Genomic DNA, 22,746 nt, shown 5'->3' with positions numbered 1-22,746 from the left:
GGGGGAAGGGGGGAGGCCATGGGCGGTTCATCGCGCAGGCCACGGCGGCGCGCCGCCGGGCCGTCGCTGACGTACGCGCACGTGCCCGGGGCGCGGGGCTCCGGCCGGCCGGGGAAGCGGGCGGAGAAGGGCGAGCGGGGCAACCGGCTCTTCGGGACGCTGGTGTTCCTCGCCGTCCTCGTCTCCGTCGTGCTGTTCGCGCTGGGGGACATGGCCTGGGGTGCGACGCTGTGGGGCGAGGTGGCCCCCGGCTGGCCCGGCGGCGGCTACGGCTTCGCGATCACCGTCGGGCTGCTCTTCCCGCCCGCCGTGGCCGGGATCGTCGCGCCGCTGATGCGGGCCAAGTGGCGGAAGCGGAAGGCCCGTTCGGCGGGCTGGGCCCTCGCCGCGCTCCCGGGCACGGCCCTGACGTGCCTGCTCCTGCTGGTCTGCTTCGCGGCGGCCAGGCCCCGGCTCCGCCGCAGGGGCCCGGAGTGCTTCGCGCACGGCGAGCCCTGCTGGGTCCACGAGAGGTACCCCTACCTGTTGCTGCCGGGGATCGCGGCGGCCGTGTTCTGCGCGGTGGTGGGCGGCCGTCTCATCCACCTGTACGTCGTGCGGCGCCGCGCGCGGCTCACTCCACCGGAGCCAGCCGCGCCCGCGGATTCCCCGCCCCGGGATCGTCCGACGTATACGTGAGGTGCTCGCCGGCCGGCCGCAGGTAGACCGTGTGGGCCGTCTGCGAGCACTGGCCGCCGTTGTCCTTCGCCCCCTCGGCCGTCGCCACGAGGACCTTTTTCCCCGCCGACTTGAGGGTGAGGACGTCGGTGCAGGTGTTGTCGATCGGGTCGCGCTGCACGACCGTGCCGAGCCGCTGTCCCGGCTTCGCCTGGCGCACGGTGACGGTGAACGTGCCGAGGGGGATCGTGCCGCCGCTCGCGTCGGCCTTGCCGCGCCACGTGCCGAGGTAGGCCTCGGGCACCCCGCGCCCGGTGCCGGCGCCGGGAGAGTCCATGTCGGCCGAGGGGGTGGGCGAGAGGGCGGAGGAGGGCGGCTTGCCGGCGCCGGCCGACGAATCGTCGTCGTGCCCCCGCAGCAGCCCGAGGACGAAGACCGTGCCGACGGTGGCGGCGGCCATCGCTCCCGCCACGGCGAGCGCGACCGTACAACTGACCCTGCGCCCGCGCCCGTTCGCGCCTTCGGGCGTGGAGGTGGCGGCCACGGAGACGGAGAATCTGCCGGGCGGCCGGGTCTCCGCGGACGCCTCGGAGCGGGGCACCGGCACGGAAGGCCTCGAAGGTTCCGAAGGTGCAGGTGAATCCGGAGGCGAGGCGGGCGGCGGCGTGCGGCCCGCGAACCCGGCGGGCACGGCGTACGAGGGGTCGGGCGGCCCGAACGACCCCTCGACGGACGGCGTGTGGAACGCCACGGGCCCGGAGGGCGCGTCCGCCGCCACCGCCCCGGCGGCGGCGCCCGCTCCCGCCCCCGTGTCCAGGTCGAGCAGCCGCACCGCGCTCCGGCTGACCCGCTCCACCACGGGCCCCGGCAGCCAGCCGGCCGCGACGAGCCCGGCCGCGCCGTGCGGGGCGAGCCGGCGCGCCAGCTCCTCGGGGGCGGGCCGCGCGGCCGCTTCCTTGGCGAGGCAGGCGGCCGCGAGCTCCCTCAACTCCCCGCCGAGCGCGCCGAGGTCGGGCTCCTCGTGGACGACCTTGTAGAGCAGTGCCGCCGACGAGTCGCCGGGGAAGGGGGAGGCGCCCGTCGCCCCGTACACCAGGACCGCGCCGAGCGAGAAGACGTCCGCGGCGCCCGTGACGCCCCGGCCGAGGATCTGCTCGGGCGCCATGTAGCCGGGTGAGCCGACGGAGGCGCCGGTGGCGGTGAGCGAGGCGGTGCCGTCGGTGGCCCGCGCGATGCCGAAGTCGATCAGGCGCGGCCCGTCGAGGGTGAGCAGCACGTTCGACGGCTTCACGTCGCGGTGGACGAGGCCGAGGCCGTGCACGTGCGCCAGCGCCTCGGCGAGGCCCGCGCCCAGGACGCGTACGGAGTGCTCGGGCAGGACGCCGCCGTCCCGTACCGCCTCCGTGAGCGAGGGGCCCGCCGCGTACCCCGTGGCGACCCACGGCACGGACGCGTCGGGGTCGGCGTCCAGGACGGGCGCCGTCCAGTCGCCGCCCACCCGGCGCGCCGCGTCGACCTCCCGGCGGAAGCGGGCGCGGAACTCTTCGTCGAGCGCGAAGTGCGGATGCACGATCTTGACCGCGACGGTACGGCCGCCCTCGCTGCGCCCCAGATAGACCCGGCCCATGCCGCCCGAGCCCAGCCGGCCGAGCAGCCGGTAGGGACCGATCGCGGTGGGTTCGCCGGCTTCGAGCGGATGCATGACCTTGGCCTCCCCCAGGCGTGCCGCCTGACACCTCGCGCGCCTCAGCACCGGGTTCAGCGTAGTGCGGAAGCCGACGGGGGAACGTCCTCGGCCGAATCCCCCTCTTCATCCCCGTATCGACCGTATTGCTCGCCTACGTCCCCGCTCCGAGGTCCCCATGCACCGCCGCCGCCCGCCCCGCACCGCCCTCGCCGCGACCGCCGCGGCCCTGGCCCCGGCCCTGCTCCTGTCGGCCTGTTCGTCCGGCAAGGGCGAGCCGGTGGACTTCGACGGCCCGAAGCCCTCGGGCGCCACCCGGCAGGCGAAGGGCGCGGCGGCGGACAAGACGCTGCTGCCGACGGGGCCCAAGGCGTCCTTCACGACGGAGAACACCCTGGAGGACGGCACCAGGATCGGCGTGACGACGCTGAAGGGAAAGAAGTCCGGATTCACCGGCAAGGTATGGGTCTGGGCGCCGAAGCAGTACTTCGACCCGAAGTACGCGAACAGCGGCTTCCCGGTACTGATAGCGCTGCCCGGCGGCAACGGCTATCCCACCAATTACTGGATGGGGACCGACCTCAAGCTGGAGAGCAGCATCGCCCGGTGGTCGCGGGAAGGGAAGAGCCTGCCGTTCATCGTGGTGATGCCCGTACTCAATCCGGACGCAAAGCACTATTACGACGGCAGCGATATCCCGGGACAGCCCAGAATGGGCACCTGGATGACGGACGACGTCCCCGATTTCGTCAAGGCCAATTTCCGTACCTTCAGGTCCCGTGACGGCTGGGCCTTCATGGGCTCCTCGTCCGGTGGCTTCGTCGGCCTCAAGTCGGTCCTGAAGCATCCGGAGAAGTTCCGCGCCGTGATCGCGAGCGGCCCGGACACCGTCCCGGACTCCCCGCTCTGGGCCGGCCACGAGAAGGAGCGCAGGGCCAACGACCCGGAGCGCCTCGCCCGGCTCCTCGCCCGGCGCGGCGGCCCGGAGGTCGACATCGCCTTCCAGATCGGCACGGAGGAATCCGGCCGGGCCAACCTGCGGTCCTTCATCGAGAAGTACGGGAAGGGCCCCGTGAAGACGCGGCTCAACGTCATCCAGGGCGGCGGCCACAACGCCCGTTCCTACGTGCCCGCCATGGCCGACGGCCCCATCCAGTGGATCAGCGGACACATGCAGGCGCCCATCCCGAACGGCTGAACCGGCTACGGCTGGAGGAGCTCCACCCGTACGTCAGACGGGAAACCCGTCGTCGGACCGACCCGGCGGGCGAACTCGGTGACGCCCTCCAGCTGCTCGGCGCCGAAGCGGAAGTCGAGCGTCGTGAAGTACCGCTCCAGGACACCGGCGTCGAAGGACTCCCAGCGCGCGGCCTGCTCGGCGACCTTCGTCACCTCCGCGAGGGAGAGGTCGCGGGAGGAGAGGAACGCCTTGTGCACCTCGCGCACCACGTCCGGCTCACGCGTCGCGTACTCGCGCCGGGCCGCCCAGACGGCGAAGACGAACGGCAGGCCCGTCCACTCCTTCCACATCTGCCCGAGGTCGTACACGTCCAGGCCGAGCCGGGGCCCGTCGAGCAGGTTGGCGCGCAGCGCCGCGTCGCCGATGAGCACGGCGGCGTCCGCCTCCTGCATCATCAGCCCCAGGTCGGGCGGGCACGTGTAGTAGTCGGGCCGGACGCCGTACCGCTCGGCGAGGAGCAGCTGGGCGAGCCGTACGGAGGTCCGCGAGGTCGAGCCGAGCGCCACCCGGGCGCCGTCGAGCCGGTCCAGCGGCACCTGCGAGACGATCACGCAGGACATGACGGGGCCGTCGCAGCCGACCGCGAGGTCGGGGAAGGCGACGAGGTCGCCGGCGTTCTTCAGGAACTCCACGAGGGTGACCGGCGCGATGTCGAGCTCGCCCCTGACCAGCTGCTCGCTGAGCTTCTCGGGGGTGTCCTTGGTCAGCTCGAAGTCGAGGAGGGTCCCGGTCCGCGCGAGGCCCCAGTACAGGGGCAGGCAGTTCAGGAACTGGATGTGACCGACGCGCGGCCGGGGAATGCGGCGGGAGCCGTGCGGCTGTTCGGCGCCCGCCCCCGCGGAGGCGTCCAGGGGAGAATTGTCCACATCGGGGAGGCTAGCCCCCTTGCGGTACGGTGCGGGCGCCGGGGCGCACGGGGGCCCACCGTCAACCCCGTCCGGGGCCCCGTCAAACCTCCGGGTGACGTGATCTTGCCCCCTATTGCATTCCCCGGTCTGCGTGCTAAGCTCGCCGCAAGTTGCAGTTTGGTTTCCCTTGCAGTACAGAGCCTGCGGAGCATGTGACCCCGCAGGCTCTCGTCGTTTTCAGACTTATGCAGTTGTTTAAACAATCGCTGGTTCTGGAGCAGGGCAACCCTTTGGCCCAAGGAGGGCTTATGGCTACCGGAACCGTGAAGTGGTTCAACGCTGAAAAGGGCTTTGGCTTCATTGCCCAGGAAGGCGGCGGCCCGGACGTCTTCGTCCACTACTCCGCGATCAACGCGAACGGCTTCCGCTCCCTCGAGGAGAACCAGGCCGTTTCCTTCGACGTGACGCAGGGTCCGAAGGGCCCGCAGGCGGAGAACGTCACCCCGATGTAATCGGGCGCCTCACGCGAGTGGGGCGTGTGGTTGCTCCGGTGACCAGATCCGGAGATGGATAGCAGTACCCAAGGAGCCCTGCTCCTCCGTTTCGGCGGGGGAGGCGGGGCTCCTGCCTTTTTCTGGCCCCTGGGCCTTGTGGGGGGGGTGGGGGCGGGGTTGGTTCCGGGGGCTTTGTGTGGTTTCGCCGGGTGGCCGGTTGTGGGGGTTGAGCGCGCAGTTCCCCGCGCCCCTGGAGAGCGCCCCTTCGGGGCGGCTCTCCCCCTCAGCCGGTCTATACGTGCTGCATGATCATGACGAAGGTCGTGGTCGGTTCCAGGGCCTCGTAGGAGTGGGGGACATCGCCTCGGTACGACATGTAGTCGCCGGGGGACAGTTCCACCGTCTCGTTCTGCGGGCCCGCCAGGAGGCGGCCCGTGCTGATGACCAGGTGCTCCACCGTGCCGGGGATGTGCGGGTCGGACTCGCGCGCGGGGCCGGGCTCCAGCGCGCCGTGGTAGATGTCGCGCCGCACCCCGGTCGGGCCCGCCGAGAGCAGCGTGCCCGCGTACGAGGAGTTCTCGGCGAGCATCGTCGGACCCTCGCCCGCGCGGATCACCGTCACCGCGGGCGCGGGTGACTCCACGAGGACGCTGAACGGCACGCCGAGCGCGACGGCCAGCGCCCAGAGCGTCTCGATGCCGGGGTTGCCGGTGGCCGCCTCCAGCTGGGAGAGCGTCGACTTCGCGATGCCGGCGCGCTTGGCCAGCTCGGAGAGGGAGAGCCCGGCCCTGGTGCGCTCGCGGCGCAGGGCCGCCGCGACCCATTCGCGCGGCATGCGGGACCCGTCGGTCATCTGTGCTTCTCCTCGCCCTCTCCCCGTGATCTTTGCGTTCGGTAGAGCGGGCCGATCGTTCGGCTTGACGAACGGGGCCCGCTCTGCCCATCCTACGACCCATGCGTTCGCCACACCGAACAGATGACCCGCCCGGCCGAACGGAAGGGGAATCCGGCGGCCTCGTCCGCCTCACCGACCTACCGCCCGGCGTGCTGCGCGACATCGCACTCGTCTGGCTCGCCGACGCCGTAGTCGGAATCTCGTTCGGCGCCATCGCCGTCGCGGGCGGGCTGCCCCTGTGGGTGCCGGTCCTCATGTCGCTGCTCGTCTACGCGGGCTCCGCCCAGTTCAGCGCCGTCGGCATCCTCACCGCGGGCGGCGGCCCGGTCGCCGCCGCCGCGACCGGGCTGCTGCTCAACTCCCGTACGGCGGCGTTCAGTCTCGCCCTCGCCGACGACCTCGGCCGGTCCTGGCCGGCCCGGCTGATCGGCGCGCACCTCGTCACGGACGAGACCGCCGCGTTCGTCCTCGCCCAGCGGGGCCGCGCCCAGCGCAAGGCCGCGTTCTGGATATCGGGGATCGGGCTGTTCGTCGCGTGGAACCTCAGCGTGCTCGGCGGCGCCCTCGCCGGTTCCGCCCTCGGCGACACCGACCGGTTCGGGCTCGACGCCGCCTTCCCCGCGGTGCTGCTCGCCCTCGTGCTGCCCGCGCTGCGCGGTGACAGCGCGGCGCGGCGGGCCTCCGCCGCCGGTGCCGTCGTCGCGGTCGCCGCCGCGCCGCTGCTCCCCGCGGGCGTACCGGTGCTGCTCGCCCTCCTCGGGCTGCTCGCGGCGCGGCGCGGGCCCCGCCGCCCCCGTCCCGCCTCGTCGAGGAGTGCCTCGTGAACGCCACGCTCGCCTGTGTCCTCACCCTCGCCGCGGGCACGTACGCCTTCCGGCTGGCCGGACCCGTCCTGCACGGGCGTGTGGAACTCCCGGCGCGGGTGCAGGAGTTGCTGACGGTGGGCGCGACGGTGCTGCTCGTCGCGCTGCTCGCCACCGGGGCGCTCACCGAGGGCCAGGGCTTCGCGGGGTGGGCCAGGCCCGCCGGGGTGCTGGCCGGCGGGGTGCTCGCCTGGCGCAGGGCGCCGTTCGCCGTGGTCGTGGTGGGCGCGGCGGCGACTACGGCGCTGTTGCGGCTCGCGGGGCTGCCGTAGCGTCCGGCTCCGGTGCCGTGTCCCTCTCGTACAACTCCTCGACCACGGCCGCGTACCGCTCCGTCACCGCCTTCCTGCGCACCTTCAGGCTCGGCGTGAGGAGTCCGTCCTCGACCGTGAAATCCTCGTCCAGGACGGCGAAGGCGCGGATGCGGGCGGGGCGCGAGACCGTGGCGTTGGCGGCGTCCACGGCCTGTCTGACCAGGGCGCGCACGCGCGGGTCGCGGGAGACGGGGCCGGTCAGCTCCACCCCTTCGCGCGCCGCCCAGCCCCTCACCTCCTCCACGTCGAGGGTGACGAGCGCGACCGGATAGGGGCGGTGGTCGCCGACCATCACGGCGCGGGAGACGAACCGCGAGCCCTGGATGGCGAGTTCGCTCAGCGAAGGGGTGAGGTTCTTGCCGCCCGAGGTGATGATGAGGTCCTTCTTGCGGCCCGTGATGGTGAGGTAGCCGTCCTCGTCCAGTGCGCCGAGGTCTCCCGTGTGCAGCCAGCCCTCCGCGTCGAGGGCCTCCCGGGTGGCCCCGGGGTTGCCGTGGTAGCCGGGGAAGACCATGGCGCCGCGGGCGAGGACCTCGCCGTCGTCGGCGATGCGCAGCTCCACGCCGTCCACGGGCCTGCCGACGGTCCCGTACCGCACGGCGCCCGGGTGGTTGAGGGTGAGGACGCCCGCGGACTCCGTCATCCCGTACCCCTCGTAGACCGCGATGCCGCAGGCCCGCAGGAAGTCCACGGTGTCGGGCGCGATGGGCGCGCCGCCGGTGAGCGCCCACCTGACGCGCCCGCCCAGCGCCTGCCTGACCAGGCCGTAGAGCCTCTTGTCGGCCTCTTCGTACGCGGCGCGCAGCTCCTCGGGCAGGGCTCCGTCGGCGGCGAGGACGCCGATGCGCACCGCCTCCTCGAACCGTTCGCGGCCGCCCTCCTCGGCCTCGGCGAGGGACAGCACCACCGACCGCACCTTCTCGAAGAGCCGCGGCACGGACGGCAGATGCGTGGGCCGCGCCTCGGCCAGCTCCCCGACGACGTCCTCGACGCGTCCGCCGAAGAAGGTGAGCGTGGCGCCGCCGACGAGCGTCGTGAACTCGATGAGCTGGGCGAGGAGATGGGCGAGCGGCAGGTAGAGGTAGGTCGAGTCGCCGGGGCCGCCGTCGACCAGCGGCACGGTCGCGCCCTGCACGGCCAGCAGGTTGCCGTGCGTGAGCAGGCAGCCCTTGGGCGGGCCCGTGGTGCCCGAGGTGTAGATGATGGTGGCCAGGTCGCCGCTCTCGCGGGCCGCAGCCCGGGCCAACAGCTCTTCCTCCGGGCCAAGTTCGTCCGGCTCGCGCGTCATGAGGGTCACGTGCCGCACTCCCGGGAACCGCCCGCGCAGCCGCTCGATCTTCGCCGCCTGCTCCTCGTCCTCGCAGATCACCACCGACGCCCCCGAGTCGGCCACGACCCACGCCACCTCCTCGTCGCCCGCCGTCGGGTAGACCGGCACCACGACCGCGCCCACCGCCAGCACGCCGAAGTGCGTGACGGTCCACTCGGGCCGGGTCTCGGCGAGGACCGCCACCCGGTCGTCCGGGCGCACGCCGAGTGCCAGCAGGGCCCGGCCCACCCGGCGGGCGGCGTCCCGCAGCCCGGTGTACGACAGCTCCGTCCACGCCCCCTCGCGCCGGAACCGCAGGGCGGGCAGCGTGCCGTGGCGCTGGGCCGCCCACTCGGTCAACAGGGCCAGGGTGCCGGGCAGTTCGGCCCGCTCCGGCGGGTCCTTCCGCGTCTGCTGCATGGGTACGACGCTAGGGAGCGGGCCCGGCCGCCGGGATGACGGAAAACGTCAGCACCACTGACCCGGGCGCTCACGCGGTGTTCTGGCCCGGCCCCACCGGCGCTAACGTCGTGGCATGGCCAGGCGGACGATCACCGTGCACCATGTGCGGGCCGTGCTGCGCGGCGCCGAACGGCGCGGCGTCGACACCGTGCCGCTGCTGCGGGGGGCGCAGATCCCGCCCCTGCTCCTCGGCGACGACCGGGCCAGGGTCACCGAGCCTCAGTTCGCCCGGCTCTTCCGTGAGCTGTACCGCGTCACCCAGGACGAGTTCCTCGGCCTCGGCGCCGCCGTCAGCAGACCCGGCACGTTCGCGATGATGTGCCGGGCCTCACTGGGCTGCCACGACCTCGGCGCCGCCGTGCGCCGCGGCACCACCTTCTACGGCCTGTTCCCCGGCGGACCCGACCTCGTCCTCGAACGGCACCCGGGCGAGGCGGTGTTCGGCGTCCGCAACGACCTGGAACAGGACTACTTCCTCGCCGAGTGCCTCGTCATCATCTGGCACCGCCTGTGCAGCTGGCTGATCGGCCGCCGCATCCCGCTGCGCTGGGCCGCGTTCGGCCATCCGCCGCCCCCGCACAAGGACGAGTACGAGCTGCTCTTCGGCTGCCCGGTGCGGTTCGGCGCCGGACGCACCGGAGCCGGGTTCGATCCGCACTGGCTGGACGCGCCGCTGATCAGGGACGAGGACGCGCTGGACGAGATGCTGCGCCGGGCACCGTTCGAGCTGCTCAGCCGCCGCGAGTACGGCACGACCGTCGCCGAGCAGGTGCGCCGCGCACTCGCCCACGCACTGCGCTCGTCGCCGCGCATGCCCTCGCTCGGCGAGATCGCGGCACGGCTCGCGGTGAGCCCGGCGACGCTGCGCCGCCGTCTCGCCCAGGAGTCCACGTCGTACCAGCGGCTGAAGGACGCGGTGCGGCGCGACGCGGCGATCGCCGGCCTCGCCGAGGGCCACGAGCCGATCGCGGAGCTCGCCGCGCGGCTCGGCTTCTCCGAGGACACCGCCTTCCACCGGGCGTTCCGGCGGTGGACGGGGACGACGCCGGGCGCCTACCGGACGGAGACCGAACGGCCGTCGGGCCCGCCGCTCTACGGCTCCTCGCCCTCCCCCGCACCGTCGGGTCCGCCCCCATCGGCCGCAGGGGTCCCGGACGCCGGGGTGGCGGACCCCGCGCCCCACGGCTGAGCCCCCGCCTCCCCCACCAACGCGCCGTTGACCAGGGCGCCGTCGGCCTCCGCCGTCTCCCCCGCGAGCCTGCCGAGCCGCCTGCTGGTGCGGCCGAGCGCGATGAGCACCGTGATCAGCGAGGCCGGCTGTCCCTCGATGCGCCGCGTGTACCGGACCGCCTCCTCGTAGGCGACATGCGCCTGCGCCAGCATGTCCTGCGCGGCGTAGGCGTCGCCCATGTCCTTGAGCACGGACGCGTACCAGCCGGGGTCGGTCTCGCCGTCGATGAGCGCGAGCACCGCCTGGCAGGCGGCCACCCCGTCCGCGTGGGCGCCCTCGTCGCCCAGGTTCCCCAACTCCTCGTACGTGAGGGCCATGTTGTGCAGCACCGCGGCCCGCCGCTCGATGTCCTCGATCTTCGTCGCCTCGACGGCAAGCCGGTCGAGTACGTCCCGCGCCTCGGCCCGCTCGCCCATCGTCACCAGGGTGGTGGCGAGCGCGGTCATCGTGGTGGCGAGGTCGCTCGGATTGCCGGCCCGCTGCTTGTACGAGACGGCCTGCCGGTAGTGCTCGACGGCCTCCTCGAGGTCGTGGGCGTCGCGGTAGGTGTCGGCGATGTCGTGCAGGATGATGCCGTAGACCCCCGGCGACTCGTCCGGGTCCGTCAGACCGCGGGCCTCGTGGAAGCAGGCGAGCGCCTGCTCCAGGCCGGCGGGCCGCGGCTGGCTGGTCTCTTCCGGCATGGCGGTCCTCCGTTCGAAGGTCGGGTGGTGGAGTCCCGCTCTCGTCCACTCGCGCTCTCGTCCACTCGTGCCAGAGCCCGCGGCTCCCCCTCTGGGAACGTAGCGCCGGGGCGGCGGCCTGAACACCTGCGAGCCGCGGTCAACGAAGGTGAGCGTCCCGGTCAGCCCGTAACGCACATGCGGCTCACTACGGTCTTCCGCGTACCCCTCCACCCCTCAGGACAGTTGGGAGTGCCGCATGCACATACGCACCGGCCCCGGAGCGTGGGCCGTGGCCGCCGCGCTCGGCCTGTCGGCCGTCACCCCGCTCGCCGCGGCGCACGCCGACGACAGCGACGGCGCCGCGCCCCCCGGCTCCATCGTCAGCTCCGAGCCGAGCAGCTTCCACCCGCTGCCGGGCCAGCCGACGAACACCAGGGCCTGGAAGATCCACTACCGGTCGACCACGGCCACCGGCGAACCCAACACCGTCTCCGGCACGGTCATCGTGCCCCAGGACGGCAGGAAGGGACCGCGCCCCCTGATCACGTACGCCGTCGGCACCGTCGGCGTCGCCGACCGCTGCGCGCCCAGCGCCGGCTTCCCCACCGGCACCGCCGTGGAGGCCAACCTCATCCAGCAGCTCACCCTGCGCGGCTGGGCCGTCGCCGTCACCGACTACGAGGGCCTCGGCACCCCCGGCGACCACACCTACACGGTGGGCCGCGCCGAGGGCCAGGCCATGCTGGACGCCGCGCGCGCCGCGATCCGGCTCCCCGAGGCGGGCCTCGGCAAGGACACGCCGGTCGGCATCATGGGGTACTCGCAGGGCGGCCAGGCCTCGTCGTGGGCGGCCGAGCTGCACGGCTCGTACGCGCCCGACCTCGACGTGAAGGGCACGGCGACCGGCGGGATACCCGGCGACCTGCTGAAGGTCGCGAAGTTAAACGACGGCTCGTACGGCTCCGGCCTGATCTTCATGGCGGCGATCGGCCAGAACGCGGCCTTCCCCGAACTGAACCTCGACTCCTACCTCAACCCGGTCGGCAAGGCGCTCGTCGGCGCCATGAAGAACAGCTGCGTCGCGGACGGCGCCGTGCTCGGCTCCTTCAAGACGATCGCGTCGATGACGACGAAGAACCCCCTCGACCGGCCCGACTGGCAGCGGCGGCTGGACGAGTCGCGCGTCGGCACGGTCCGGCCGGACGCGCCCGTCTACCAGTACCACGCGCTCGCCGACGAGCTCATCCCGTACGGCGTCGGCAAACAGGTCCGCGAGGACTGGTGCGCGAAGGGCGCGGACGTGGAGTGGCACACGGTGCCCGTCGGCGAGCACGTCAGCGGCGTGATCACCCAGTCGCCGTTCGCCGCGCAGTGGCTCGCGGACCGGTTCGCGGGCAAGCCGGCGCACGGCAACTGCTGAACTCCGCCCCGCCGTAGAAAAGAAGTGGGCAGCGCCAGGACATCCCCCTAGGATCTTGAGGTTGGCAGGGATCCCTTCCTGCAGTGCTTCGAGAACCGGGGGGATTTCTCGTCATGCTGATCACATCCACGGCCCTGGCCATGCTGGCCCTGTTCGCCCTGGCGTTGAAGGCGTCCGACACGGTGCCGCACCGCCTCCCGGCGGAGCCGGACGCCGACGCGGAGGGCCCCGGACACGGAGCCGCCCGATGACCGCACCGCTGACACCCCCGCCGGGCGATCCCTCCCTGGCCGACCCCGCGCCGGGCCCCGACTTCATCACCCCCGTCGACCGTGTCTTCGTCCGCGCCCACCTGGGCCTGCCGGAGATCGACCCCGCCGCGTGGACGCTGACGGTGGAGGGCCTGGTGGAGCGGCCCCTGCGCCTGGACCTGACCGCGCTTCTGGCCCTCCCCGCACGTCAACTCACCGCCGTCCACGAGTGCTTCGGCAGCCCGCTGCGCCCCGACACCCCGACGCGCGCGGTGACGAACGTGGAGTGGACGGGCCTGCCCCTGGCCACGCTCCTGGACCGCGCGGCGCCGCTGCCCACCGCCCGGCACGTGGTCTTCGAGGGCGCCGACACCGGCACCTACCGCGACGAGGACGGCCTCTCGTACGTCAAGGACCTCCCCCTGGAGACGGCGCACCGCACCGTGTTCCTGGCCCACGGCATGAACGGCGCACCGCTGCGCCCCCGGCACGGCCATCCGCTGCGGGCCGTGGTCCCCCGTATGTTCGGCACCAACTCGGTGAAGTGGCTGACCCGGATCGTCCTGACCGACGAACGCCCGCGGCACATGTTCACCACGACCCTCTACACACGGACCGTGCCCGGCAGCGACGTGCCGCGGCCGGTGCGCGAGGTGGACGTCAACAGCAAGATCCTCTCGCCCGCCGACGGCGCCGAACTGCGGGGCTCCACCGTGACGTTCAGGGGCCGCACCTGGTCCACGACGGAAGTCGTCCGCCTCGAACTCTCCGTCGACGGCGGCCCGTGGGAGACCGCCGCCCTCGACACCCTCGGCGCCGAGCCGACCTGGCAGGGCTTCTCGCTGCGCCGCTCGCTGCCGCCGGGCCCGCACACCGTCCGCTCCCGCGCGACGGACGCGGCGGGCCGCACCCAGCCGCCGCCCGGCTCTCGCAACTCCGTCCACGAGGTCGCCTTCACGGTCGGCTAGGCGGCCCGCCGGTCACGCGGCAGCAGCCACGCCGCGAGGGCGGTGGTGGCGCAGAGGGTGAGGCCCACCACCACGAGACCGGTGCGCATCCCCGGGAGCGAGAACCCGGCGGCGCCCGTGCCGGCGCCGCCCGCGAGCAGCCCGCCGAACAGGGCCACCGACATCGCACCGCCGGTCTGGCGCAGGGAGTTGAGGAGCCCGGAGGCCGTGCCCGCGCGCTCGCCCGGAACGCTGTCCATCAGCTGGGCGGTCAGCGCGGGGACGGCGAAGGCGCCACCGAGACCGGTCGGCACCAGCAGGAGAAGGACGAGCCACAGCGGCGTACCGGCGTCCAGCGGGACCAGCACGAACATGGCGAGGGCGAGAACCGCCTGCCCCAGCACGATGACCCGGCGCCGCCCGAACCGCTCGGCGGCGCGCGGCGAGACGAGATTGGTCCCGGTGATGAAGACGGCGAGCGGCACGAACATCAGCCCCGCCGCCACGCCCGACATGCCGCGCAGCTGCTGGTAGTAGAGGCCGAGGAGGAACGTCACGCCGTAGAAACCGGCGTTCACCGCGAAGCCCACCGCGAGCGCCACCCCCACCTGCCGCTGCCGCAGCAGCCCGAGCGGCACCATCGGCGCGGCATGCCGCTTCTCGACGGCACGGAAGGCGACCCCGGAACCGGCGGCCACGGCGAAGGCCGCCAGCACGGGCGGACTCGTCCACCCCAGGTGCCCGCCCTCGATGACCGCGAACGCGAGCCCCGCGAGCGTGAGGACGGCGGTCGCCTGACCGCCCAGGTCGAGCGGCGCGGGACGCCGCGGTGAGCGGGCAGTACGGGCCAGCAGGGCGAGGATCAGCGCGCCCACGGGCAGGTTGAGCAGGAAGACGGAACGCCACCCCGCGCTCTCCGTGAGCACCCCGCCGAGCACCGGCCCCACCGCGACGGCCGCGGAGCCGCCGACCGTCCACAGCGCGATGGCGCGGGCCCGGCGGCGCGGGTCGTCGTACGCCTGCCGGATCAGCGCGAGCGAGGCGGGCATCACCACGGCGGCGCCCGCGCCCTGCGCGACCCGGGCGGCGATCAGCGTCCCGATGCCCGGCGCGAGCGCGCACGCCAGCGACGCGGCGGTGAAGAGCCCCACGCCCCACACGTAGGCCTGCCGCGCCCCCGCCCGGTCGGCGAGCGCCCCGGCGGAGAGCATCAGCGCCGCGAACATGAGGGTGTACGCGTCCACGACCCACTGCAGCCCCGCCATGCCGCCGTGCAGATCGGCACGGATGTCGGGCAGCGCAATGTTCACGGCGGTGACGTCGATGGTGATGACGGTGAAGCCGAGCAGAGCGGCGAGGAGAGCGAGGCCGGGCGAGCCCTGCCGCCCATGAGGCAGAGCCCGAGACCGAACGGGCCGGGAAACGAGAACGCCGGCAGACATGAAACTCCTACGGTGGACACGCCGCGGAGCGGCGAAGAGTACGACCCCGCGACGGTGCGGAGCACGGGTGGGCGGGTGGGAAAAAACCGCCGCGGAGCGGCGAAGCCCTGGCCGCGGAGCGGCGAAGAGAGACGGCACAAACGGCAGACGGCAACGCCCCGTGCGGGCGGCATCCCCACCGAAACCGCGGCCGGTGACACGCACCACCTGGGCCCCGGCGGCCGAGCCGCCCGCAACAACACCCACTCTCCGCCGCCGCCCCGCGAAGTGGCAGGCCGCGCCTCACCGGGGTCCCGCGTTCCTGGCCCTGACACGGCCCCCCACGCCCGGCACCGGCCAGGGACAATGGCCGGATGACGGACAGCACAGCGAGCACGGCCGCCCCAGCGGCCGCACCCGCACCCGCCCCCACCCCGCCCACCGGCACGGAACTGGGCAGGTACCTCCGTGCCCGCCGCGCCAGGGTGACCCCGGCCGAGGCGGGCCTGCCCGCGGGCACGGGCCTGCGCCGGACGCCGGGCCTGCGCCGCGAGGAGCTGGCCACCCTGGCCGGGGTGAGCGTCGACTACTACACGCGTCTGGAGCGCGGCCGGGAGACGAACCCCTCCCCGCCCGTCATCGACGCCCTCGCGCGCGCCCTGCGCCTGACCGGTGAGGCCCACGACCGGCTGCGCGACCTGGCGGAGCTGGCCTCGGGCCGCCTGACGGAGCCGCACCCCACGGCCGACCACACGGTCCGCGAGTCCACGCTGCGCACGCTGGAGGCGCTGGCCCCGCTGCCCGCGTACGTGGTGAGCAGGCACAGTTACATGCTGGCCGCCAACTCCCCAGGCAAGGCACTCCTCCCCGGCCTGTGGGAGTGGCCCGAGGAGCGGCGCAACGTCCTGCGCTACCTCTTCCTGCACCCGGTGGGCCGCGTGCTCTACCGCCCCTGGGAGGAGACGGTCGCGAAGTCGGTGTCGCACCTGCGCGCGATCAGCGGTACCGACACGGACTCGCCCCAGCTGACCAACCTGGTCGGTGAACTCCTCCTGAAATCACCGGACTTCGCCCGCATCTGGGAGCGGTACGACGTGAGTGAGCGCGGTGGCGGCACCAAGACGTTCGAGCACCCGAAGGTCGGCCCGATGACCCTCACGTACGAAGTGATGACGCTGGCGCGGACGGGCGGTCAGCGCATGGTGGTCTACCAGGCCCCGCCCGGCACGCCGGACGAGTCGGCGATGCTCGCACTGACCTGACGGCACACACGCGGGGGCCGCCTACTCCGCCGCGCACGAGCTGCCGTTGGCGGGCGTCTCCCCGTACAGCAGGAACCCGTCCACCTTGTCCTGCACGCACTTGGAGCCGAGGTAACCGGTGTGTCCGTCGCCCTTGTTGTCCAGGACGACGGCCTGCGGGCCGAGCCGGCGCGCGGTCTCCTCCGTCCAGCGGTACGGCGTGGCCGGGTCGCCCCGCGTACCGACGAGCAGCAGCTTCGGCGACTTCACGTCGCGTACGTCGTCCCGGATGTAGCGGGTCCCGGGGGGCCGGCCGAAGCAGAGAAGCACCGGCATCAGCATCGATTTGCCGAAGACGGGCGACGCCTCCTCGAACTCCTTCTGGAGCCTGCCGACTTCCTTCTCTATGTGTGCGGCGTCGGGCCGGTCGGGGTCGTCGGCGCAGTTCACGGCCATGAGCGCGGCGGTCATGTTGTCCGGAGGCACCTCACCCCCGGCCATGTCCCGGCCCGGCAGCCCGCGCCCCGGCACGCCCCGCCCGGGCACCACCCCGCCGGGAAGGCCGCCGCTCATCCGGATCAGCGCCCGCGGGTCACCGTCCGCGAGGAGCGCGCCGAGCGCCTGTGAGAGCGCCGGCCAGGCCTGCCTGCTGTACAGGGCCTGGCTGAGGACGCCGACGACGTCCTGGCCGGTGAACTTCTGGCCCTCCATGGACCGCAGCGGCATCCGGTCCATGTCCTGGATGAGCTTGACCACGCTCTGCCGCGCGGTGCGCGAGTCGGTGCCGAAGACGCAGCCGGCGTTCCCGGTGCACCAGGTGAGGAAGTTGTCGAGAGCCGTCTGGCGTCCCTCGGCGGTCACGAGGGACTGCGCGGCGACGGGTTCGGTGAGCGTGTCCACGCCGTCGAGCGTCATCCGCCCGACCTTCCCGGGGAACTGGGCGGCGTAGACGGCGCCCAGCCGCGTGCCGTAGGAGAAGCCCAGGTAGTTGAGTTTCTTGTCGCCGAGGGCCTGGCGCATGACGTCCAGGTCGCGGGAGACGTTGACCGTCCCCATGTGCGGCAGCACGGGACCGGACTTCGCCTCGCACTCCTTGGCGACCTTCCGCAGCTCCTTCAGTACGGCGGCCGGGTCGTCCGACCCCTCGGCGGTGGGGTCGGCCTGACCGGAGGGGTCGCCACAGCTGACGGGCTCGCTCAGGCCGACGCCACGCGGGTCGAAGGAGACGATGTCGTACTCCTTGCTGAGGAAGCCGAACTCCTTCTGCGAACCGGCGAGCGCGGCGACGCCCGGCCCGCCGGGTCCGCCGAAGTTCAGCAGCAGGGAGCCGCGCGGCTTGCCGCTCGCGCTGGACTTCAACCGGATCATCGCGACGTCGACGGTCCCGGCGGCGGGCTTCGCGTAGTCGATCGGGACGGTCACGTGCCCGCACCGGAAGTCCTTGGCACCGCCGGTGGCCTCGGCCACGGCCTCGGTGCCGCCCTTGCACGCGGCCCACTTGATCTTCTGCGTGTAGTACCGCGACAGATCGGGCCGGCCGCGGCCGTCCGCGTCGGCGGCGGTGGTGGCCGAAGCCACGGCCGGCACGCCCGCTCCCACGACGACCAGCACCGTGACACCGGCGATTGCACAGGCTCCACGCACGGCAACCTCCCAGGCTGTTGCCCCTCGCTCACCCTAAGGGCGGTCCGCGCCCCTCGCCCGTTCAGCGCAAGGTCACCGTACGCACACACCCATAACCCTGCGTACATACCCTTCGGTCAGTCCCGCTCCAGGATCGCGGTGACCCCCTGCCCGCCCGCCGCGCAGACGGAGATCAGCCCCCGCCCGGGCCGCCCCCGCTCGGCGAGGAGCTTGGCGAGGGTGGCGACGATCCGCGCCCCGGTCGCCGCGAACGGGTGGCCTGTGGCGAGCGACGACCCGGCGGCGTTCAGCCGCGCCCGGTCGACGATGCCGAGCCCCTGCTTCTCCCAGGCGGCGAGCGTCGCGAGCACCTGCGAGGCGAACGCCTCGTGCACCTCCACGAAGTCGAAGTCACCGAGCCGGAGCCCGGCCCGCTCCAGCATCCGGGGCACGGCGTACGCGGGGGCCATCAGCAGCCCGTCGTCACCCTCCGCGACGTCCCCGTGGACGAAGTCCACCGCGGCGCTCTCGCAGGCGACGAGGTGCGCCAGGGGTTCGAGCCCCCGGGCGGCGGCCCACTCCTCACCGGCCAGCAGCGTGACGGCGGCGCCGTCCGTCAGCGGGGTGGAGTTTCCCGCGGTCATGGTGGCGCCGGGCGCCCCGGTGCCGAAGACGGGCTTCAGCCGGGCGAGCTTCTCCACGCTCGAACCGGGCCGCAGGTTCTGATCCCTGGCGAGCCCGCGGAACGGCACCACGAGGTCGTCCAGGAACCCCCGCTCGTACGCCGCCGCGAGCCGCTGGTGGCTGAGCGCCGCCAGCTCGTCCTGCGCCTCGCGCGTGATGCCCCACTTCCGCGCGGTCACCGCCGCGTGCTCGCCCATGGAGAGGCCGGTGCGGGGCTCGGCGTTGCGCGGGACGTCCGGTACGAGGTGGCGGGGCCGCACCCGTCCCAGGGCGCGCAGCCTGCCGCCCACCGAGCCGGCCCGCCGGGCCGCGAGCAGGATGCGCCGCAGCTCGTCGTTGACGCCGAGGGGCGCGTCGCTCGCGGTGTCGGCCCCTCCGGCGATCCCCGACTCGATCTGCCCGAGCATGACCTTGTTGGCGACGGCGACGACGGCCTGGAGCCCGGTGCCGCAGGCCTGCTGGAGATCGTACGCGGGGGTCCGCGGGTCGAGTCCCGACCCGAGCACGACCTCCCGGGCCAGGTTGAAGTCCCGGCTGTGCTTGAGGACGGCCCCGGCGACGAACTCGCCCACGTCCCCCCGCCCCCGCAGGCCGAACCGCTCCACCAGTCCCTCCACGGCGGCGGTCAGCATCTCCTGGTTCGAGGCGGTGGCGTACGGCCCGTCCGAGCGGGCGAAAGGAATACGGCTGCCGCCCACGACGGCGACGCGGCGCACAGAGGGAAGACTCATGTCTCGACCAGCTCCTGACCCTTGAGTAACCTTACTCGGAAGTAAATTTACGACCGAGCTGGGAGTTGGACAATGGCCGACCGCTACCTGACCTTCACCGCCACCGCGCCCGGCCGCTTCCTCACCCGCCGCCTGGGACTGCCCCAGCCGACCCAATTGCGCCGCCACACACCCGAACACCCCACCCTGGGCGGCGAATTGCTCCTGCTCACGGCGGCCCCCTCCCCCTACTCCGAAGACCTCCCGACACTCCTGAGGTCGGCGGGCCACATCCTCGCGCCAACTCCCGTCCGCCCCACGGCAGTTGTCCTCGACGCCACTGCCGTGACCGACACCGCGACCCTTGCCGAGGTACACGCGGCACTGCACCCGGTCGTGCGCACCGTGGCGGAGAACGGCCGCGTCGTACTCATCGGCTCCCCACCGGACCCCGCGGACCACCACCAGGCCGCCGCGCAACAAGCCCTCGAAGGGTTCGTACGCTCCCTCGCCAAGGAACTCGGCCGGGGCCGCACCGCCACACTCGTCCGGGTCACCGGCCCCATCGCCACCGCCGAATCGACCCTGCGCTTCCTCCTCTCCCCCAAGTCGGCCTACGTCACCGGCCAGGTCATCGAGACCGGCCCCGCCGAGACGGTGGCCGCCCCCGCCGACCGGGACCGGCCCCTCGCGGGCCGCACCGCCCTGGTCACCGGCGCGGCACGCGGCATAGGCGCGGCCGTCGCGGAGGTCCTCACCCGCGACGGCGCCGAGGTCACCCTGCTCGACGTCCCCGCCGCCCGCCAGGACCTGACCCGCACCGCGGACCGCCTCGGCGGCACGGCGCTCCCCCTCGACGTCACGGCACCCGGCGCCGGCGACCGCATCCTCGCGGCGCTGCCCGGCGGCGGCCTCGACATCCTCGTCCACAACGCGGGCATCACCCGCGACCGCAGACTCGCCAACATGCCGCGCGACCGCTGGACCCCGGTCCTCGACGTCAACCTCACCGCGGTCCTGACCATCACGGACACCCTCCTCAAGGCGGGCGCCCTCGCCCCCGGCGGCCGCATCGTCGCCACGTCGTCGATCGCCGGGATCGCCGGCAACGCGGGCCAGACGAACTACGCGGCCGGCAAGGCGGGCATCATCGGCCTCGTCCGCTCGCTCGGGCCGCGGGCGCTCGCGGAGTACGGGGTGACGGTGAACGCGGTGGCCCCCGGCTTCATCGAGACCAAGATGACGGCGGCGGTCCCTCTCCTCATCCGCGAGGCGGGCCGCCGCATGAACTCCCTGGCGCAGGGGGGCCTGCCGGTGGACGTGGCGGAAACGGTGTCCTGGCTGAGCCAGGGCGGGGTCAACGCCCAGACGGTCCGCGTCTGCGGCCAGAGCCTCCTCGGAGCGTGACCGCTGCCCGCGGGGGGTGACCGTCTCCACACAGCCCCCCGCACCACACCAACAACCCCGCCGCTCCGCGGCGGTTCCCCCACCCACCCACCCGTTTGCCCCGCACCGCAGGGCGGGAGTAGGAACCTTCACCCCGCCACGCAGACCGAAGCGGTCACCGCAGGGCGGGGCGGGCGTTACCCCGCACTGCGGGGCGGGAGTTGGGGAAGGAGCGGGCGGGGCGCACGTTTTCGTGCCACTCAAGGGCAGGGCGGACGCACCCCGCCACGCGCAAGACCGACGCAGGGCCGGGGTGGACGTTCACCCCTGGCACGTACGGCCGCAGCACGGGCCGGGAGGGAGCGACTCCCGCCGGGCCGCACCCGCGTACGAGACGGGAGGGGACGTGGGGGTTTGTGCGAACGGAGCACCGAGCAGACGCTGGCGCCTTTGTTCGTGCAGCGCGGCGCAGGGATGGCGAGTACGCACACACCCCCGCGGCCCCGACCCCGACACCGGCCCCAGGCGCCTACGCCCACTGGGCCGCACTCGCGCACGAGACGCAAGGGGACGTGGGGGTATGTGCGCACGGAGCACCGAGCACACTGTGCCGCCTTTGTTCGTGCAGCGCGGCGCAGGGATGGCGAGTACGCACACACCCCCGCGGCCCCGACCCCGACACCGGCCCTAGGCGCCTACGCCCACCGGGCCGCAGGCGCGTAGCACCCCCGCGGCCCCGCACCCACAACCGAACCCCACGCGACCCGGCCCCACGAAAGGAACCCATGCAGGCCCCTCTCCCCGTCCTCCTCCTCCGTGCCGCCGTCCTCTCGCCCCTCAAGCGGCCCGACCCCTCCCGTTTCCCCGCCCCCGCCCCCCACACCCGCCTCACCACCACACCCGCCATCGACACCCGCCACCTCGCCGCGTACAACGCCCTCTGCGGGTTCCCCGGCGGGCCCGGCGCGCCGTTGCCGGTCACCTACCCCCACGTCCTCGCGTTCCCGACGGCCATGCGCCTGATGGCCGCCCGCGACTTCCCGCTCCCCCTCCTCGGCCTCGTGCACACCTCCATCGAGATCACCCAGCACCGCCCCCTCCACCCCACGGACGAGCTGGAACTCTCCGTACGCACCGAGAAGTTGGCCCCCCACCGCCGCGGCACCGAAGCCACGCTCCTCACCGAGGCCACCACCCGGGCCGGCGAGCCCCTCTGGGAGTCCCGCAGCACCTACCTCGCCCGGCACGGCGGCCACGCCCGCCCGGGCAACCCCTCCCCCCGCCACGAAATCCCCGCCCCCGTAACCACCTGGCAGCTCGGCTCAGACCTCGGTCGCCGTTACGCCGCCGTCAGCGGCGACCGCAACCCCATCCACCTGTACCCGCTCACCGCCCGCCCCTTCGGCTTCCGGCGCGCCATCGCCCACGGCATGTGGACCCTCGCCCGCTGCCTCGCCGCAGCACAGGACTTCCAGAAGAGCCACGGCTTCGTCCACATCACCGCAGAGTTCAAGACCCCCGTCCTCCTGCCCTCCACCGTGACGTACTCCCACACCCACACCGCCTTCGAACTCCGCTCCCCCACAGGCAAACCACACCTCACCGGCGAGATCCGCCCCCTCACCCCGGAGCCCAGCGGCGGCCCTCCATCAGGCCCCCCAGCCCCGCCCACGCGAAGTTCATGAGTGTCGCCGCCGCCTCCTTGGCGGAGACCGAGGCGTCCGTGTTGGCCCACCCGGCCAGCGACTCGGCCGCGCCGACCAGCGCCTGGGCGAGCCCCGCGACCTCGCGGTCCGGCAGGGACGGATCACCGTGCGCCGACCGCGCCGCGTCCGCGATCAGTGTCGTGACGAAGGCGACGATCTCCTCCCGCATCGCGGCGACCTCCGCCGCGAACGGTTCCCCCTGCGTCCGCGCCTGGCTGTGCAGCACGGCCCACCCGTCGGGCCGCTCGGCGGTGTGCGTGAAGAACGCGCGCAGCCCGTCCCAGAGCTGCCGGTCGGCGGGCGCCCCCGCGCCCGCGGCCCCGCTCGCCCCGTCCCGCACCGCGGCGACGAGCGCCGCCGCCTCCCGGCGGATGCACGCGCTGAACAGCTCTTCCTTGGAGTTCAGATACAGGTACACGAGCGGCTTGGAGACCCCGGCGAGCTCCGCGATCTCGTCCATCGAGGCGGCCCGGTACCCCCGCTGCCCGAACGTCCGTACCGCCGCGTCCAGCATCTGCTGCTCACGCACGGCCCGCGGCATCCGTTTCTGCCGCCGCTTCACGCCCGTCTCGCCCACCCCGGCCCCCGCCTCTCCACGCTGTCCGTTCACACGTCAGCGTACGGTCAACGGGCGCCGGGGCACGATTACCGGAAACGACAGGACCCCGCCCCGAAATCACTTCGGGGCGGGGCCT

Annotated in this window: 21 protein-coding genes; 12 read left to right on the top strand and 9 right to left on the bottom strand. The window is 73.4% G+C overall.

The features are described from left to right. Positions 1–18: 18 nt before the first annotated feature. Complete coding sequence (locus tag ACZ7DY_RS05435) at positions 19–678, top strand: hypothetical protein (protein ID WP_471130447.1); 660 nt, start codon at positions 19–21, stop codon at positions 676–678. On the opposite strand, the gene ACZ7DY_RS05430 is transcribed toward ACZ7DY_RS05435, so the two are convergent. Next, positions 614–2,359 (bottom strand): protein kinase domain-containing protein, encoded by a 1,746-nt coding sequence (locus ACZ7DY_RS05430; RefSeq protein ID WP_471130444.1) that lies wholly within the window; start codon positions 2,357–2,359, stop codon positions 614–616. The two genes, ACZ7DY_RS05435 and ACZ7DY_RS05430, sit on opposite strands and share 65 nt — an antisense overlap. 160 nt (positions 2,360–2,519) lie before the next feature. Between ACZ7DY_RS05430 and ACZ7DY_RS05425 the strand changes: the two genes are divergently transcribed. After that, positions 2,520–3,539 (top strand): alpha/beta hydrolase, encoded by a 1,020-nt coding sequence (locus ACZ7DY_RS05425; RefSeq protein WP_471130441.1) that lies wholly within the window; start codon positions 2,520–2,522, stop codon positions 3,537–3,539. Positions 3,540–3,544: 5 nt separating this feature from the next. Here ACZ7DY_RS05425 and ACZ7DY_RS05420 read toward each other — a convergent pair whose 3' ends face one another. After that, complete coding sequence (locus tag ACZ7DY_RS05420; protein WP_471132313.1) at positions 3,545–4,432, bottom strand: menaquinone biosynthetic enzyme MqnA/MqnD family protein; 888 nt, start codon at positions 4,430–4,432, stop codon at positions 3,545–3,547. A gap of 305 nt (positions 4,433–4,737) precedes the next feature. Between ACZ7DY_RS05420 and ACZ7DY_RS05415 the strand changes: the two genes are divergently transcribed. Next, positions 4,738–4,941, top strand: a complete 204-nt coding sequence (locus ACZ7DY_RS05415; protein ID WP_006138897.1) for a cold-shock protein — start codon at positions 4,738–4,740, stop codon at positions 4,939–4,941. 274 nt (positions 4,942–5,215) lie between these two features. On the opposite strand, the gene ACZ7DY_RS05410 is transcribed toward ACZ7DY_RS05415, so the two are convergent. Next, positions 5,216–5,776 (bottom strand): helix-turn-helix domain-containing protein, encoded by a 561-nt coding sequence (locus tag ACZ7DY_RS05410; protein WP_471130439.1) that lies wholly within the window; start codon positions 5,774–5,776, stop codon positions 5,216–5,218. 101 nt (positions 5,777–5,877) lie between these two features. Between ACZ7DY_RS05410 and ACZ7DY_RS05405 the strand changes: the two genes are divergently transcribed. Together ACZ7DY_RS05405 and ACZ7DY_RS05400 are read left to right on the top strand one after the other, a co-directional pair. Continuing rightward, the gene (locus ACZ7DY_RS05405; protein ID WP_471130436.1) at positions 5,878–6,642 is read left to right on the top strand and encodes an AzlC family ABC transporter permease; all 765 of its coding nucleotides are present in this window, start codon (positions 5,878–5,880) and stop codon (positions 6,640–6,642) included. Beyond that, positions 6,639–6,953: an AzlD domain-containing protein gene (locus ACZ7DY_RS05400; RefSeq protein WP_471130433.1), complete on the top strand. Its 315-nt coding sequence runs from the start codon at positions 6,639–6,641 to the stop codon at positions 6,951–6,953. The genes ACZ7DY_RS05405 and ACZ7DY_RS05400 overlap by 4 nt, the downstream gene beginning before the upstream one ends. Here the strand turns inward: ACZ7DY_RS05400 and ACZ7DY_RS05395 are convergent. Next, positions 6,919–8,724 (bottom strand): AMP-dependent synthetase/ligase, encoded by a 1,806-nt coding sequence (locus ACZ7DY_RS05395; RefSeq protein WP_471130430.1) that lies wholly within the window; start codon positions 8,722–8,724, stop codon positions 6,919–6,921. The two genes, ACZ7DY_RS05400 and ACZ7DY_RS05395, sit on opposite strands and share 35 nt — an antisense overlap. Before the next feature lie 115 nt (positions 8,725–8,839). Here ACZ7DY_RS05395 and ACZ7DY_RS05390 point away from each other — a divergent pair, with 115 nt between their 5' ends. Continuing rightward, on the top strand, positions 8,840–9,955 hold the full coding sequence (locus ACZ7DY_RS05390; RefSeq protein ID WP_471130427.1) for an AraC family transcriptional regulator ligand-binding domain-containing protein: 1,116 nt from the start codon (positions 8,840–8,842) through the stop codon (positions 9,953–9,955). On the opposite strand, the gene ACZ7DY_RS05385 is transcribed toward ACZ7DY_RS05390, so the two are convergent. Then, on the bottom strand, positions 9,859–10,680 hold the full coding sequence (locus ACZ7DY_RS05385; RefSeq protein ID WP_471130424.1) for a tetratricopeptide repeat protein: 822 nt from the start codon (positions 10,678–10,680) through the stop codon (positions 9,859–9,861). The genes ACZ7DY_RS05390 and ACZ7DY_RS05385 overlap by 97 nt on opposite strands. A 238-nt stretch (positions 10,681–10,918) precedes the next feature. Here ACZ7DY_RS05385 and ACZ7DY_RS05380 point away from each other — a divergent pair, with 238 nt between their 5' ends. The 3 genes from ACZ7DY_RS05380 to ACZ7DY_RS05370 all read left to right on the top strand — a co-directional run bounded on the left by ACZ7DY_RS05380 (position 10,919) and on the right by ACZ7DY_RS05370 (position 13,301). Continuing rightward, on the top strand, positions 10,919–12,082 hold the full coding sequence (locus ACZ7DY_RS05380) for a lipase family protein (protein WP_471130421.1): 1,164 nt from the start codon (positions 10,919–10,921) through the stop codon (positions 12,080–12,082). A gap of 113 nt (positions 12,083–12,195) precedes the next feature. After that, the gene (locus ACZ7DY_RS05375; protein WP_471130419.1) at positions 12,196–12,333 is read left to right on the top strand and encodes a hypothetical protein; all 138 of its coding nucleotides are present in this window, start codon (positions 12,196–12,198) and stop codon (positions 12,331–12,333) included. Next, positions 12,330–13,301 (top strand): molybdopterin-dependent oxidoreductase, encoded by a 972-nt coding sequence (locus tag ACZ7DY_RS05370; protein WP_471130416.1) that lies wholly within the window; start codon positions 12,330–12,332, stop codon positions 13,299–13,301. Before ACZ7DY_RS05375 ends, ACZ7DY_RS05370 begins: the two co-directional genes overlap by 4 nt. Here ACZ7DY_RS05370 and ACZ7DY_RS05365 read toward each other — a convergent pair. Further along, on the bottom strand, positions 13,298–14,722 hold the full coding sequence (locus ACZ7DY_RS05365) for an MFS transporter (protein WP_471130413.1): 1,425 nt from the start codon (positions 14,720–14,722) through the stop codon (positions 13,298–13,300). The two genes, ACZ7DY_RS05370 and ACZ7DY_RS05365, sit on opposite strands and share 4 nt — an antisense overlap. Positions 14,723–15,075: 353 nt before the next feature. Between ACZ7DY_RS05365 and ACZ7DY_RS05360 the strand changes: the two genes are divergently transcribed. Continuing rightward, on the top strand, positions 15,076–15,963 hold the full coding sequence (locus ACZ7DY_RS05360) for a helix-turn-helix transcriptional regulator (protein WP_471130410.1): 888 nt from the start codon (positions 15,076–15,078) through the stop codon (positions 15,961–15,963). Between the two features lie 21 nt (positions 15,964–15,984). Here ACZ7DY_RS05360 and ACZ7DY_RS05355 read toward each other — a convergent pair whose 3' ends face one another. Together ACZ7DY_RS05355 and ACZ7DY_RS05350 are read right to left on the bottom strand one after the other, a co-directional pair. Continuing rightward, a complete protein-coding gene (locus tag ACZ7DY_RS05355) occupies positions 15,985–17,586 on the bottom strand; it encodes an alpha/beta hydrolase (RefSeq protein ID WP_471130407.1) in 1,602 nt (533 codons plus the stop codon). A 116-nt stretch (positions 17,587–17,702) separates the two neighbouring features. Further along, entirely contained in the window at positions 17,703–18,980 is a 1,278-nt protein-coding gene (locus ACZ7DY_RS05350; RefSeq protein WP_471130405.1) for an acetyl-CoA C-acetyltransferase, read from the bottom strand. Positions 18,981–19,052: 72 nt separating this feature from the next. On the opposite strand from ACZ7DY_RS05350, the gene ACZ7DY_RS05345 reads away from it, so the two are divergent. Together ACZ7DY_RS05345 and ACZ7DY_RS05340 are read left to right on the top strand one after the other, a co-directional pair. Next, the gene (locus ACZ7DY_RS05345) at positions 19,053–20,366 is read left to right on the top strand and encodes a 3-oxoacyl-ACP reductase (protein WP_471130403.1); all 1,314 of its coding nucleotides are present in this window, start codon (positions 19,053–19,055) and stop codon (positions 20,364–20,366) included. Positions 20,367–21,130: 764 nt separating this feature from the next. Further along, positions 21,131–22,030 carry a MaoC family dehydratase gene (locus ACZ7DY_RS05340; protein ID WP_471130401.1) on the top strand — a complete coding sequence of 300 codons (900 nt, stop codon included), beginning with the start codon at positions 21,131–21,133 and terminating at the stop codon, positions 22,028–22,030. Here the strand turns inward: ACZ7DY_RS05340 and ACZ7DY_RS05335 are convergent. Then, positions 21,966–22,592, bottom strand: a complete 627-nt coding sequence (locus tag ACZ7DY_RS05335) for a TetR/AcrR family transcriptional regulator (protein WP_471132311.1) — start codon at positions 22,590–22,592, stop codon at positions 21,966–21,968. The genes ACZ7DY_RS05340 and ACZ7DY_RS05335 overlap by 65 nt on opposite strands. Positions 22,593–22,746: the final 154 nt, after the last annotated feature.

The sequence above is a fragment of the Streptomyces sp. NPDC037013 genome, assembly GCF_055607265.1.
This window is presented reverse-complemented; position numbering and strand designations above follow the sequence as displayed.

Excerpts from the sequence above, each read along its gene's own strand:
- ACZ7DY_RS05435 (WP_471130447.1), top strand. The coding sequence starts at position 19 with ATGGGCGGTTCATCGCGCAGGCCACGGCGGCGCGCCGCCGGGCCGTCG.
- ACZ7DY_RS05430 (WP_471130444.1), bottom strand. The coding sequence starts at position 2,359 with ATGCATCCGCTCGAAGCCGGCGAACCCACCGCGATCGGTCCCTACCGG.
- ACZ7DY_RS05425 (WP_471130441.1), top strand. The coding sequence starts at position 2,520 with ATGCACCGCCGCCGCCCGCCCCGCACCGCCCTCGCCGCGACCGCCGCG.
- ACZ7DY_RS05415 (WP_006138897.1), top strand. The coding sequence starts at position 4,738 with ATGGCTACCGGAACCGTGAAGTGGTTCAACGCTGAAAAGGGCTTTGGC.
- ACZ7DY_RS05410 (WP_471130439.1), bottom strand. The coding sequence starts at position 5,776 with ATGACCGACGGGTCCCGCATGCCGCGCGAATGGGTCGCGGCGGCCCTG.
- ACZ7DY_RS05405 (WP_471130436.1), top strand. The coding sequence starts at position 5,878 with ATGCGTTCGCCACACCGAACAGATGACCCGCCCGGCCGAACGGAAGGG.
- ACZ7DY_RS05395 (WP_471130430.1), bottom strand. The coding sequence starts at position 8,724 with ATGCAGCAGACGCGGAAGGACCCGCCGGAGCGGGCCGAACTGCCCGGC.
- ACZ7DY_RS05390 (WP_471130427.1), top strand. The coding sequence starts at position 8,840 with ATGGCCAGGCGGACGATCACCGTGCACCATGTGCGGGCCGTGCTGCGC.
- ACZ7DY_RS05385 (WP_471130424.1), bottom strand. The coding sequence starts at position 10,680 with ATGCCGGAAGAGACCAGCCAGCCGCGGCCCGCCGGCCTGGAGCAGGCG.
- ACZ7DY_RS05380 (WP_471130421.1), top strand. The coding sequence starts at position 10,919 with ATGCACATACGCACCGGCCCCGGAGCGTGGGCCGTGGCCGCCGCGCTC.
- ACZ7DY_RS05375 (WP_471130419.1), top strand. The coding sequence starts at position 12,196 with ATGCTGATCACATCCACGGCCCTGGCCATGCTGGCCCTGTTCGCCCTG.
- ACZ7DY_RS05370 (WP_471130416.1), top strand. The coding sequence starts at position 12,330 with ATGACCGCACCGCTGACACCCCCGCCGGGCGATCCCTCCCTGGCCGAC.
- ACZ7DY_RS05365 (WP_471130413.1), bottom strand. The coding sequence starts at position 14,722 with ATGTCTGCCGGCGTTCTCGTTTCCCGGCCCGTTCGGTCTCGGGCTCTG.
- ACZ7DY_RS05360 (WP_471130410.1), top strand. The coding sequence starts at position 15,076 with ATGACGGACAGCACAGCGAGCACGGCCGCCCCAGCGGCCGCACCCGCA.
- ACZ7DY_RS05350 (WP_471130405.1), bottom strand. The coding sequence starts at position 18,980 with ATGAGTCTTCCCTCTGTGCGCCGCGTCGCCGTCGTGGGCGGCAGCCGT.
- ACZ7DY_RS05345 (WP_471130403.1), top strand. The coding sequence starts at position 19,053 with ATGGCCGACCGCTACCTGACCTTCACCGCCACCGCGCCCGGCCGCTTC.
- ACZ7DY_RS05340 (WP_471130401.1), top strand. The coding sequence starts at position 21,131 with ATGCAGGCCCCTCTCCCCGTCCTCCTCCTCCGTGCCGCCGTCCTCTCG.
- ACZ7DY_RS05335 (WP_471132311.1), bottom strand. The coding sequence starts at position 22,592 with ATGCCGCGGGCCGTGCGTGAGCAGCAGATGCTGGACGCGGCGGTACGG.